The organism is Buttiauxella sp. (assembly GCF_035271705.1).
Taxonomy (GTDB): Bacteria; Pseudomonadota; Gammaproteobacteria; order Enterobacterales; family Enterobacteriaceae; genus Buttiauxella.
Map to the genome: position 1 here is coordinate 1 of NZ_DATERI010000051.1, position 12309 is coordinate 12309.

Annotated in this window: 12 protein-coding genes; 2 read left to right on the top strand and 10 right to left on the bottom strand. The window is 50.3% G+C overall.

The window, feature by feature from the left end; genetic code table 11:
- The 8 genes from dinB to VJY99_RS03970 all read right to left on the bottom strand — a co-directional run.
- A partial coding sequence (gene dinB / locus VJY99_RS03935; RefSeq protein WP_324116509.1) for a DNA polymerase IV occupies nucleotides 1–940 on the bottom strand: 940 nt, incomplete at its 3' end.
- Nucleotides 941–1046: 106 nt separating this feature from the next.
- Nucleotides 1047–1271, bottom strand: coding sequence for a (Na+)-NQR maturation NqrM (gene nqrM / locus VJY99_RS03940; protein ID WP_324116511.1), 225 nt, complete (start codon nucleotides 1269–1271; stop codon nucleotides 1047–1049).
- Between the two features lie 11 nt (nucleotides 1272–1282).
- Nucleotides 1283–2506: an NADH:ubiquinone reductase (Na(+)-transporting) subunit F gene (gene nqrF, locus VJY99_RS03945; RefSeq protein ID WP_324116513.1), complete on the bottom strand. Its 1224-nt coding sequence runs from the start codon at nucleotides 2504–2506 to the stop codon at nucleotides 1283–1285.
- A gap of 12 nt (nucleotides 2507–2518) precedes the next feature.
- On the bottom strand, nucleotides 2519–3115 hold the full coding sequence (gene nqrE, locus VJY99_RS03950) for an NADH:ubiquinone reductase (Na(+)-transporting) subunit E (protein ID WP_064549293.1): 597 nt from the start codon (nucleotides 3113–3115) through the stop codon (nucleotides 2519–2521).
- 6 nt (nucleotides 3116–3121) lie between these two features.
- On the bottom strand, nucleotides 3122–3760 hold the full coding sequence (locus tag VJY99_RS03955) for an NADH:ubiquinone reductase (Na(+)-transporting) subunit D (RefSeq protein ID WP_324116516.1): 639 nt from the start codon (nucleotides 3758–3760) through the stop codon (nucleotides 3122–3124).
- Nucleotides 3753–4547: a Na(+)-translocating NADH-quinone reductase subunit C gene (locus VJY99_RS03960; protein ID WP_324116518.1), complete on the bottom strand. Its 795-nt coding sequence runs from the start codon at nucleotides 4545–4547 to the stop codon at nucleotides 3753–3755. The genes VJY99_RS03955 and VJY99_RS03960 overlap by 8 nt, the downstream gene beginning before the upstream one ends.
- Entirely contained in the window at nucleotides 4540–5778 is a 1239-nt protein-coding gene (locus tag VJY99_RS03965; protein ID WP_324116520.1) for an NADH:ubiquinone reductase (Na(+)-transporting) subunit B, read from the bottom strand. Before VJY99_RS03965 ends, VJY99_RS03960 begins: the two co-directional genes overlap by 8 nt.
- 3 nt (nucleotides 5779–5781) lie before the next feature.
- Nucleotides 5782–7125 carry a Na(+)-translocating NADH-quinone reductase subunit A gene (locus VJY99_RS03970; protein WP_324116522.1) on the bottom strand — a complete coding sequence of 448 codons (1344 nt, stop codon included), beginning with the start codon at nucleotides 7123–7125 and terminating at the stop codon, nucleotides 5782–5784.
- A gap of 490 nt (nucleotides 7126–7615) precedes the next feature.
- Between VJY99_RS03970 and dpaA the strand changes: the two genes are divergently transcribed.
- A complete protein-coding gene (gene dpaA / locus VJY99_RS03975; protein WP_324116524.1) occupies nucleotides 7616–8353 on the top strand; it encodes a peptidoglycan meso-diaminopimelic acid protein amidase in 738 nt (245 codons plus the stop codon).
- On the opposite strand, the gene VJY99_RS03980 is transcribed toward dpaA, so the two are convergent.
- The gene (locus VJY99_RS03980; RefSeq protein ID WP_324116526.1) at nucleotides 8324–9091 is read right to left on the bottom strand and encodes a class II glutamine amidotransferase; all 768 of its coding nucleotides are present in this window, start codon (nucleotides 9089–9091) and stop codon (nucleotides 8324–8326) included. The two genes, dpaA and VJY99_RS03980, sit on opposite strands and share 30 nt — an antisense overlap.
- Nucleotides 9092–9224: 133 nt before the next feature.
- Nucleotides 9225–9806, bottom strand: a complete 582-nt coding sequence (gene lpcA, locus VJY99_RS03985; RefSeq protein WP_324116527.1) for a D-sedoheptulose 7-phosphate isomerase — start codon at nucleotides 9804–9806, stop codon at nucleotides 9225–9227.
- Nucleotides 9807–10124: 318 nt separating this feature from the next.
- Here lpcA and fadE point away from each other — a divergent pair.
- The coding region (gene fadE / locus VJY99_RS03990) for an acyl-CoA dehydrogenase FadE (protein WP_324116529.1) at nucleotides 10125–12309 on the top strand (2185 nt) is incomplete at its 3' end.

The following is a 12309-nucleotide window of genomic DNA, read 5'->3' on the forward strand; positions in this document are numbered from 1 at the left end:
CGATTAAATCGGCTTTGTTTAATTGCGGCCAAACATGCTCCTGGGTGGTTTGCTGGAAATCATTAAATTTCAGCTTAATCCCTTGTCGGGCAATCAGTAAATCAGGCTTAACCTTTTTCAAACGGCGTTCAAGTTCAGGATAGAGTTGCTCAATGATGGCCTCGCACTCCTGCCACTCATGAATATCTTCAGCGAGTGTTTTTTCAACCCCCACAGATTTCCGTTGCCGGTCATTGTTGATCTCACGTTCATCTATTCCCTGGCTTCGTTCCCACAGCACACGGCCAAACTTGCCAAACCGCTTGAGTAATGAAGCTAAATCCGTCTTCTGCACATCGGCACAGGTGCGCAACCCCAGGCTTTCCAATTTGCCTGCTGTGACTTTCCCAACACCAGGGATTTTTCCAAGCGGTAAGGTTTGCAAAAATGCGGGGATCTCCTCAGGAGTTATCAAGAATTGCCCGTTAGGTTTATTCAGGTCAGAGGCGATTTTGGCGAGGAATTTAACCGGCGCAATACCTGCTGATGCGGTGAGGTTAAGTTCATCTGAAATTGCCTGGCGAATTTCCTTTGCCATGAGAGTTGCAGATCCATGGCAGTTGGGGCTCTCGGTGACGTCCAGATAAGCCTCATCGAGAGAAAGCGGTTCGATAAGCACCGTATAGCGGCTAAAGATTTCACGGATATGATTTGAAGCTTCTTTATAAGCATCAAAACGCCCTGGAAGAAGCGTCAAATGCGGGCATAATTTGAGAGCCATTGCAGTCGACATCGCGCTGTGCACACCAAATTTTCGAGCTGGATAATTTGCTGTACTAATGACGCCGCGCCTTTTTGCACTACCGCCAATAGCTATCGGGATATCCCGCAAAGTTGGGTTATCACGCATTTCTACGGCTGCAAAAAAGCAGTCCATATCAACATGAATGATTTTACGCATACGTGTTTGCACCAGTTACACTACTGGATAAGTATACAGTTAAAATTAATGAAGAGGAAAGTGTTCAGAAAAGAAACCTCCCGACAATGCGGGAGGTTTTGGTTGATTACAGGATGCGGTTTTGCTGAAGTTTTGCTTGCCGCTCAGCCCTTGCGATACGCTTCTTACGAGCATCGCAGGGTTCAGGACAGTTACAGACTTTCTCCATGCCTAATGCAGCAATACCACCGCAGCTCCCCTGAAGCGATTTGCGCTTCATGATAACCCCCAGCGACATACCCAATATGACCACAAGAAAAATCACGAAGGTGGCTAAAAATACTGTCAGCATAAGTGCTCCTGTCAGCCGCCAAAGTCGTCAAGCATGATGTTTTCATCCTCAACACCCAGGTCTTTGAGCATTTTGATCACTGCGGCATTCATCATCGGTGGCCCACACATATAGAACTCACAATCTTCTGGAGCCGGATGGCTACGGAGATAGTTTTCAAGCAATACGTTGTGGATGAAACCAGTGTAACCTGACCAGTTATCTTCTGGCTGCGGATCTGAAAGTGCCACATTGAACGTGAAGTTCGGGTTTTCCTGGGCCAGCTTCTCAAACTCTTCTTCGTAGAACATCTCACGCAACGAGCGAGCACCGTACCAGAAGCTCATTTTGCGCGTACTATGAAGACGTTTAAGCTGGTCAAAAATGTGCGAACGCATAGGTGCCATACCCGCACCACCGCCAATGAATACCATTTCCGCGTCCGTATCTTTCGCATAGAACTCACCGAATGGTCCGGATATTGTCACTTTGTCACCTGCTTTCAACGACCAGATATATGAGGACATAATCCCCGGAGGTGCATCTGGTACATTCGGCGGCGGCGTGGCGATACGCACGTTCAGCATGATCATGCCTTTCTCATCTGGGTAGTTCGCCATGGAGTAAGCTCGAACACATGGCTCATTCACCACAGACTTGAAGCGGAAGAGATTAAACTTATCCCAGTCACCACGATATTCCTGCGGAACTTCAAAGTCCTGATAGTTAACTTCATGAGGTGGGCTTTCAATCTGGATATAGCCCCCTGCACGAAACGGCACCACTTCACCATCAGGAATGCGCAGTTTGAGTTCTTTGATGAAAGTCGCTTTGTTATCGTTAGAGATAACTTCACACTCCCACTTTTTAACGCCAAAGATCTCTTCTGGAAGCTCGATTTTCATATCTTGCTTAACAGCAACCTGACAGGCAAGACGGCAGCCTTCTTTCGCTTCACGCTTGGAGATATGCGAAAGCTCAGTTGGCAAAATATCACCACCGCCCTCTTTTACTGTCACGCGGCATTGCCCGCAAGAACCACCACCACCACAGGCCGAGGAGATGAAAATCCCTTGGCTTGACAGAGTGTTGAGCAACTTATCGCCCGCAGGTGCATGGAACTGTTTATCTGCTTCGTTGTTAATCTCGATCAGTACATCGCCGGAGTTCACAAGCTTTGACTTGGCAAACAAAATCAACACAGCCAGTGCCAAAACAATTAGCGTGAACATCACCACGCCAAGAATAATTTCCATACGTTTTCGCCCTTATAGCTGCACACCGGAGAATGACATAAAGCCCAGTGCCATCAATCCAGTGGTGATAAAGGTAATTCCTAAGCCGCGCAATCCTGCGGGCACATTGGCATATTTCATCTTCTCGCGGATACCTGCCATCGCGACAATTGCCAGCATCCAGCCCACACCAGACCCAATACCATAAACAATTGATTCGCCGAAGCTATAGTCACGCTGCACCATAAATGATACGCCACCAAAGATTGCGCAGTTAACGGTGATAAGCGGCAGGAATATACCTAGCGCGTTGTAGAGCGCCGGGAAGAAACGATCCAGAATCATTTCGAGGATCTGTACCAGTGCGGCAATCACACCGATGAAGGTAATGAAGTTCAGGAAGCTAAGGTCAACGCCTTCTACCAGTGCGCCGTCACGAAGAATTAGGTTATAAACCAGGTTATTCGCGGGAACAGCAATCCCTAAAACGACAGTCACCGCCACACCCAAACCGAATGCAGTGGAGACTTTCTTGGAGACCGCCAAAAAGGTACACATACCAAGGAAGAACGCGAGCGCCATGTTCTCAATAAACACTGCGCGTACAAACAGACTAATCATATGCTCCATAGTCAGTTAGTCCTTTTCTTGCTGCGCAGGTTTGAGCGTACGCAGGGCCCAGATAAGCAGGCCGATAATAAAGAATGCACTCGGCGCGAGAAGGAACATACCGTTTGGCTGATACCAGCCACCGTTCTGAACTGTTTCCAGCACCGTGATACCAAACAACTTTCCACTACCAACAAGTTCACGTAGGAAGCCAACCAGTAGCAGAATCACACCATAACCCAAGCCATTACCAATGCCATCCATGAAGCTTGCCAACGGAGGCGACTTCATGGCGTAAGCTTCAGCACGCCCCATGACGATGCAGTTAGTGATGATCAGGCCGACGAAGACCGAAAGTTGTTTGGAAATCTCGTAGGCATAAGCGCGCAGAATCTGATCCACAACGATAACTAACGATGCAATGATCGCCATCTGCACGATGATTCGAACACTGTTTGGGATCAGGTTGCGGATCATCGAAATAAACATGCTGGAGAATGCCGTCACCACGGTTACCGCGATGGTCATTACGAAGGCCGTTTCCAGTTTTGTGGTCACTGCCAGCGCCGAACAGACACCGAGTATTTGCAAGGCAATCGGGTTGTTATCCAGCAAAGGACTCACCAGTACCCGTTTGACCTCTTTCATGTCTGAAATATCAGCCATTATTGAGCGCTCCTTCACGTACTTGTTTCAGGAATGGGCCAAAACCAAGCTCCCCCATCCAGAAATCAAAAGTGTGTTGTACTCCGTTTGCCGTCAGCGTGGCACCGGATAAACCATCTACCCCGAATTCATCACCCTGACGCGCCCCACCTTTCACCACGCGGATTGCTGGCTGCCCATTATCATCAAGCAGTTTTTTGCCAATCCACTGTGCACGCCAGTTCGGGTTTTCAATCTCACCACCCAGACCAGGGGTTTCGCCCTGATCGTAGTAAGTCATGCCTTTCACCGTACGGCCATCGGTTTGCAGGGAAACAAAAGCATACATCATCGACCACAAGCCTTTGCCATAGACAGGCAGCACGACTTCCTGCACTTTGTTTTGTTCATCACGTACCAGATAAATTTCGACGATATTGCTGCGATGCTTTATCCCGGCACGGTCGTCGTTTGCATCAAGTGTGATGCTTTGGTTTGGGTCACGAAGTGCTGCAGCCTGGTCAAATTTTGACGAGTCTTTATCCAGCAGTTCACCACTCTTCAGATCTAATAAGCGAGGTGTAATGCGTGACTCATAGATTGATTTGACATCTTCACCGGTCATTTTGGGTGTTGCTAAGCCCGCAACATCCAGGATGTTACGCTGCTTATCGAGTGCTTTCTGCTCTTGCTGGCGAGCTTTAAGCCCTACAGCAGAACCTGCCACCACGACGGAGCACACCAGGCAAAGCACCAGCACCACCAGCAGTGTTCTGCCGATGCTATCGTTACTTTTCACTTCAGCCACGCGACTTCCTCCGCTTAATATTGGCCTGCACCACCAGGTAATCGAACAGCGGCGCAAAGAGGTTGGCAAACAAGATTGCCAGCATCATCCCTTCTGGATAGGCAGGGTTGACGACACGAATCAAGACACACATCACCCCGATAAGTACCCCATACCACCATTTACCTTTGCTGGTAAATGAGGCAGAAACAGGGTCGGTCGCCATGAACATCATGCCAAAGGCAAAACCACCTAGCACTAGATGCCAGTACCATGGCATAGCAAACATAGGGTTCGTTGCAGAACCGATGAAATTGAACAGGGTCGCTGTTGCTATCATACCGAGCATCACGCCCGCGACGATGCGCCAGGACGCTACGCGACCAAACAGGATAATTGCGCCACCAATCAGGATCATCAATGTTGAAACTTCACCAATTGAACCAGGAATGTTGCCGAGGAATGCATCCATCCATGTGACCGGTTGACCCGTTCCCACATTCACGAGGCCTTCGCTACCGCCGTTTGCCCACTGAGAAAGAGGAGTTGCGCCTGAGAAACCGTCAGCCGCAGTCCACACTAAATCACCCGAAATCTGTGCAGGGTATGCGAAGAACAAGAAAGCGCGGCCAGCCAATGCTGGGTTCAGGAAGTTACGACCTGTACCACCGAAAATCTCTTTGGCAATAACGACACCGAAAGAGATACCGAGTGCAGCTTGCCAAAGCGGTAATGTTGGAGGGACGACCAGCGCAAACAGAATAGAAGTGACAAAAAAGCCTTCGTTAACTTCATGTTTGCGAATGATGGCGAACAATACTTCCCAAAAACCACCGACCAAAAATACAGTGATGTAGATAGGCAGGAAGAAGACCGCACCGAGGGTCATCATGCTCAGCCAGCCAGCATCCGGAGTGAAGTTAACTCCCAGCCACTGCGCAATGACATAATGCCAGTCAGATGCAATCACCTGTTGGAGCTGTTCTGCACCGTACATTTTGTTCAACGCAGGAATAGTTTGTAGCCCAACGTTGTACATCCCCCAGAACATGGCTGGGAATACCGCAAACCATACCAGGATCATCATGCGTTTCAGATCGATAGCATCACGAACATGGGAAGCCCCAGGCGTAACGATGCCTGGTGTATAGAACAATGTCGCCGTCGCTTCAAAGAGTGGATAGTATTTTTCTAGCTTTCCGCCTTGAGTGAAGTGCGGCTCTAGTTTTTCAAATATTTGCTTCAAGCCCATGACTTATCCTTCCTGCTCGATGCGGGTTAATACCTCGCGTAGCACTGGGCCGTATTCGTATTTCCCAGGGCAAACATAGGTACAAAGCGCTAAATCTTCTTCATCCAGCTCCAGACACCCTAACGCTTGAGCACTGTCAGTATCTCCTGCCAGTAAATCGCGCAATAACATCGTTGGCAGAATATCCAGCGGCATAACACGTTCATAGTTGCCGATGGGTACCATGGCACGCTCACCGCCATGGGTATCTGTTGAGAAGTTGAATAATTTCCGCTTCAGGAAGTGGCCGATAGTAGTACGGGTAATTGAATATTTGTCGGCACCCGGCATGACCCAACCAAACAGTTCTTTTTCGCGCCCTTCTTTCAAAACGGTAACCTGTAAGTGAAAACGACCAAGCCAGGCCAGTGGGCCGGCAGCCATAGTTCCACTTAACACAGAACCTGAAACAATGCGATTGTCGCCTTCTTCCAACTCACCCGCCGTAATCACCTCAAGTGAAGCCCCCAAGCGTGTACGTATCAGTCTCGGATTTTTAACCTGAGGACCCGCTAACGCGATAACGCGTTCGGTCCAAATCTCACCTTCCACAAACAATTTGCCAATGGCAATCACATCCTGGTAATTCAGGTGCCAGACCATTTTTTGCAAGCTAACCGGCTCCAGGAAGTGAATGTGTGTACCCACTAACCCAGCAGGGTGAGGGCCAGCAAACTCATTAAAAGTCACTTGCCCAGCGGGATGGCCACCCAGCTTACCGCCAACAGCCTGACAGACGTGGACTTTGCCATCGGTCAATCGGGATAACAGCGTTAAACCTGCATCAAATATTTCGCGATGGGCGCGAATAATTGGCTGCGGGTCAGCAGATAGTGGATTGGTATCGATAGCAGTGACAAAAATGGCCGCCGGAACGCTTGCCGGTTGTGGCGCTTTGCTGAATGGTCGTGTGCGAAGGGCTGTCCACAAACCAGAAGCTAACAATTGCGCCTGAACGGTCTCACGTGGCAGTTTGGCAAGGCTTTCTGATGCAAAACGTTCGAAAACGACCTGCTCATCACCTTGAACCTCAATAACCAGAGATTGCAGCACTCGACGCTCACCACGGTTGATGGTTTTTACCGTACCACTCGCAGGAGCAGTGAAGAGAACGCCAGGGTTCTTTTTATCTTCAAAGAGTGGCTGGCCTTTCAATACCTTGTCGCCCTCTTGCACCAGCATAGAAGGACGCATGCCAACATACTCTTCACCGAGCAGAGCCACGAAGGGTATCGCTGGGCCGTCATGAATTTGCTGTTCCGGCAAACCGGCAATAGGCAAATCCAGACCTTTTTTGATTTTTATCATAAGGTTATCACGTTTAAATTGGGCTTAAACATACCGACAAAAACTGTAGCCGACAACGGATGGGTCGAAAAAGGGTTCAACCGATGCGACGCATAAGGCAGATTAAAATGGAAACGCATCCGTTCACTATTGCGAGAGAAAGTTACTAGTCGCCCTAATGACCGGGACAACTGACTTATGGATAGTTTCCGTTCTAATCCGCAGGTCAACATTCGCTAAGGATTTTAGCATCAATAGGGCCTGGAATGGCTAGAAATCGACACGCGGATATGCAGCAATGCGAGCTGTTACGCAAAAAGCTGACTCTTATGGTTTGCATATAGAATACTGAACAGCTAATTATGTGTGTAAACGCTCCGTTTCAGACTTGCGAAAATTCATAACGATGCTACTGTGAACGCGCCTAATCCAGAGCATTCTGATTTCGGGTCTCTTATTTTATGTTGCCGATCTGGCATTTGGTATAAGTTTTATCAAGGAATAAAGCAGTATGCGTAAGATCGCACTTGTCATTGCGATGCTTCTGATGCCGTGTATGTCATTTGCCAGCTTATTGAACGGCAATTCGTCAACCACGCCTATCAGCAAAGAATTCAAGCAACAACTTATGGGCTCTCCTGTTTATATTCAGATATTTAAACAAGAGCACACGCTAGAGTTATATGTGAAGATGGGCGAACAGTTTCAGTTGCTCGAAAGCTATAGCATCTGTAACTATTCCGGTGGGTTAGGTCCAAAACAACGTCAGGGTGATTTTAAGAGTCCTGAAGGTTTTTATAACGTGACCCGTAGCCAGCTCAAGCCGAATAGCCGCTTCTATAAAGCTATCAATATTGGCTTCCCAAATGAGTTTGATCGCTCACATGGTTATCAAGGTCAGTACCTGATGATTCACGGTGCTTGCGTGTCTGTTGGCTGCTATGCCATGACTGACACCAACATTGATGAGATTTTCCAGTTTGTCACTGGAGCATTGGTATTCGGTCAACCAAGCGTGCAGGTAAGCATTTATCCGTTCCGCATGACTGACGCCAATATGGAACGCCACAAGTCTTCGTACTACATTAACTTCTGGAAACAACTGAAGCCGGGGTATGACTTCTTTATGGCCAATCACCAGCCGCCAGGCGTTTCAGTTATCAGCGGTAATTACGTGATCAGTAAGCCGGTTGTGCCTACGACACAACCGCAGCTGGCATCAAACTACACGCTCTCCGAGACAAAATAATTCTGACTCACCTGGTGCAATTTTGTGCCAGGTTTCGTTCCCTGTCAGGGGTTGTGTCGCGATGACAGTGACCACATCGTTGAGTGTGGTTTCTTCCTGAAAATCAATTTCCACATCTTGATCTAACAGTTTTGCCACACCAAAGGGTGCCCGCCGGGTTATCCAATATAAGTTTGTGGAGCAAAACGCCATCACATAACGTCCATCCGATAACAACATGTTAAACACGCCTTTCTCACGTAATTGCCCCGCAAGTTCGGTGATGTAACGGAACACGGCTTGCATATTGCCCGGCGTTCGTGGGTAACGTTGAGTCAGTTTATGCAGCAACCAGCAAAATGCTTGTTCACTGTCAGTTTCACCAATTGGGCGGAACGGGCCAGTATCAAGAGAGCGATGACCTTTGAGTTGGCCATTGTGGGCATAGGTCCAGTTACGGCCCCATAACTCACGCGTAAAAGGGTGAGTATTCTCGAGTGCCACTTTACCGCGATTTGCCTGACGAATATGCGCGACCACTGAACAGGATTTAATTGGATAGTCCTGCACAAGCCTGGCTATGGGCGAATTAAAGCTAGGTTGCGGATCTTTGAACGTACGGCAACCCTTACCTTCATAGAAGGTAATTCCCCAGCCATCTTTATGCGGCCCCGTTCCTCCGCCACGCTGCACCAATCCGGTAAAACTAAAGCAAATATCCGTTGGTATGTTGGCGCTCATCCCGAGCAGTTCGCACATAATCTTCTCCCACTACATATCACCATCGCCCTTACGCGACGTAAGGTGGATAAACAAAGCATCATCCACCATAAAGTTTTGGCGGGTGGCGTGTTGCTTACCCGCCCTACTGTCTAAGCTGATGGCTCTAAAATTAAGCCTTAACCATCTCTTTTTCGATAAGCTGGATCAGGATATGAATCACTTTGATGTGAATTTCCTGAATACGATCAGCATAACCAAAATGCGGCACGCGGATTTCGATATCCGACGAGCCCGCCATTTTACCGCCATCTTTGCCGGTCAGAGTGATGACTTTCATCCCCTTCTCACGCGCAGCATCAATGGCTTTGATGACGTTGCCGGAATTACCCGACGTGGAGATCCCCAGCAGCACATCGCCTTCACGCCCTACCGCTTCAACGTAGCGCGAGAAAATATGATCGTAACCGAAGTCGTTACCCACGCAGGAGATGTGGCTAACGTCAGAAATCGCGATCGCCGGGTATCCCGGACGGTTTTCACGGTAGCGACCGGTCAGCTCTTCAGCGAAGTGCATCGCATCGCAATGTGAACCGCCGTTCCCGCAAGAGAGCACTTTGCCGCCGGCTTTGAAACTGTCTGCCAGCAGAACCGCCGCGCGCTGAATCGCGTGAATATTGGCTTCATCTTTCAGAAAGTTGGCCAGCGTTTCCGCCGCTTCGTTCAGTTCGTTACGAATAAGATCCTGGTACATGAGGATAATCCTTCAGTATTGATGAAATAACACAGGGAGTGTACCGGATCGCGAGAAAAGCGAGAAGCTATACCCGTCATACTTGACGTGGTATGTGCGCTGGCAGTGCCTGCTCTCCCCCTCTCACTGACTTAAGTCTGCTCCTGGTCATGGCGATGCAGATCCCTCGGCGTTTTGATTATTCGTGCCTGTCAAAACCTGAACAATGTGAACCAGGTTGTAATTATTTTGTGAATGCATTGCTAAAAGAAATAACATCCACTACAACCATATCATCACAAGTGGTCAGACCTCCTACAAGCAAGGGAGCTTTTCTTTATGATGATTTTGAGCATTATCGCAACCGTTGTTCTGCTCGGTGTGTTGTTCTATCACCGCGTCAGTTTATTACTGAGTAGCCTGATTCTGTTGGCCTGGACGGCTGCGCTTGGCCTGTCTGGTCTGTGGAATATCTGGGTTGTGCTGCCGCTGGCGATTATCCTGCTGCCGCTCAACGTGCCTTCGATGCGTAAGTCGATGATTTCCGCCCCGGTGTTCCGCGGCTTCCGTAAAGTGATGCCACCGATGTCACGCACGGAGAAAGAAGCCATCGACGCGGGTACCACCTGGTGGGAAGGCGATCTGTTCCAGGGCAACCCGGACTGGAAGAAGCTGCACAACTACCCGCAGCCACGGCTGACAGCAGAAGAACAAGCCTTTATTGATGGTCCGGTAGAAGAAGCGTGCCGCATGGCGAACGACTTCCAGATCACCCATGAAATGGCCGATCTGCCTCCGGAACTGTGGGCCTATCTGAAAGAGCATCGCTTCTTCGCGATGATCATCAAGAAAGAGTACGGCGGCCTGGAGTTCTCCGCTTACGCTCAGGCTCGCGTGCTGCAAAAACTGGCGGGAGTGTCAGGGATCCTGGCGATCACCGTTGGCGTACCAAACTCTTTAGGCCCGGGCGAACTGCTGCAGCATTACGGCACCGAAGAGCAAAAAGATCACTATCTGCCGCGTCTGGCGCGTGGTCAGGAAATTCCTTGCTTCGCGCTGACCAGCCCGGAAGCTGGCTCTGATGCGGGTGCTATCCCCGATACCGGCGTAGTCTGCATGGGCGAGTGGCAGGGCCAGCAGGTGCTGGGTATGCGCCTGACCTGGAACAAGCGTTACATTACGCTGGCACCGATTGCCACCGTACTGGGCCTGGCGTTCAAACTCTCAGACCCGGACAGACTGCTGGGCGACGAGGAAGATCTGGGCATCACCTGTGCGCTGATCCCAACCTCTACGCCTGGCGTCGAAATTGGTCGTCGTCACTTCCCGCTGAACGTACCGTTCCAGAACGGTCCGACCCGTGGCGAAGATATCTTTGTACCGATTGATTACATCATCGGCGGTCCGAAAATGGCCGGACAGGGCTGGCGTATGCTGGTGGAATGTCTGTCGGTCGGTCGCGGTATTACCCTGCCGTCGAACTCTACCGGTGGCCTGAAATCCGTCGCGATGGGGATTGGTGCTTACGCCCATATCCGCCGTCAGTTCAAAATTTCCATCGGTAAGATGGAAGGTATCGAAGAGCCACTGGCGCGCATCGCGGGCAACGCTTACGTGATGGATGCGGCGGCGTCGCTGATCACCTACGGCATCATGCTGGGCGAAAAACCGGCTGTGCTGTCGGCTATCGTGAAGTATCACTGTACCCATCGTGCGCAGCAGTCAATTATTGATGCGATGGATATTGCTGGCGGTAAAGGCATTATGCTCGGCGAAGGCAACTTCCTGGCGCGTGGCTATCAGGGCGCACCGATTGCCATCACCGTGGAGGGCGCCAACATCCTCACCCGCAGCATGATGATCTTTGGTCAGGGCGCGATTCGCTGCCATCCGTATGTACTGGAAGAGATGGCTGCGGCGCAAAACAACGACGTGAATGCGTTCGACAAGCTGCTGTTTAAACACATCGGCCACGTCGGCAGCAATAAAATGCGCAGCTTCTGGCTGGGCCTGACGCGCGGTCTCACCAGCGCCACACCAACGGGTGATGCGACCAAACGTTACTACCAGCATCTCAACCGCCTGAGCGCGAACCTGGCGCTGCTGTCAGACGTGTCGATGGCAGTCCTCGGCGGCAGCCTGAAGCGTCGCGAGCGTATCTCTGCGCGTCTGGGCGATGTCCTGAGCCAGGTGTTCCTTGCCTCTGCGGTCCTGAAACGTTACGACGATGAAGGCCGTCATGAAGCGGATCTGCCATTAGTCCACTGGGGCGTGCAGGATGCGCTCTATCAGGCAGAGCAGGCGATTGACGATCTGCTGGCAAACTTCCCGAACCGCTTTGTGGCAGGCGCGCTGCGCGTGGTGATCTTCCCAACCGGACGTCATCATCTGGCACCGTCCGATATCCTGGATCACAAAGTGGCGAAGATCCTGCAGGTTCCAAGTGCAACCCGCTCCCGTATCGGTCGCGGTCAGTACCTGAAGCCTACCGAGCATAACCCGGTTGGTCTGCTGGAAGAGGCGC

What these genes read in the sequence shown, in the direction of transcription:
- nqrM (WP_324116511.1), bottom strand. Translation starts at nt 1,271, where the DNA reads ATGCTGACAGTATTTTTAGCCACCTTCGTGATTTTTCTTGTGGTCATA.
- nqrF (WP_324116513.1), bottom strand. Translation starts at nt 2,506, where the DNA reads ATGGAAATTATTCTTGGCGTGGTGATGTTCACGCTAATTGTTTTGGCA.
- nqrE (WP_064549293.1), bottom strand. Translation starts at nt 3,115, where the DNA reads ATGGAGCATATGATTAGTCTGTTTGTACGCGCAGTGTTTATTGAGAAC.
- VJY99_RS03955 (WP_324116516.1), bottom strand. Translation starts at nt 3,760, where the DNA reads ATGGCTGATATTTCAGACATGAAAGAGGTCAAACGGGTACTGGTGAGT.
- VJY99_RS03965 (WP_324116520.1), bottom strand. Translation starts at nt 5,778, where the DNA reads ATGGGCTTGAAGCAAATATTTGAAAAACTAGAGCCGCACTTCACTCAA.
- VJY99_RS03970 (WP_324116522.1), bottom strand. Translation starts at nt 7,125, where the DNA reads ATGATAAAAATCAAAAAAGGTCTGGATTTGCCTATTGCCGGTTTGCCG.
- dpaA (WP_324116524.1), top strand. Translation starts at nt 7,616, where the DNA reads ATGCGTAAGATCGCACTTGTCATTGCGATGCTTCTGATGCCGTGTATG.
- VJY99_RS03980 (WP_324116526.1), bottom strand. Translation starts at nt 9,091, where the DNA reads ATGTGCGAACTGCTCGGGATGAGCGCCAACATACCAACGGATATTTGC.
- lpcA (WP_324116527.1), bottom strand. Translation starts at nt 9,806, where the DNA reads ATGTACCAGGATCTTATTCGTAACGAACTGAACGAAGCGGCGGAAACG.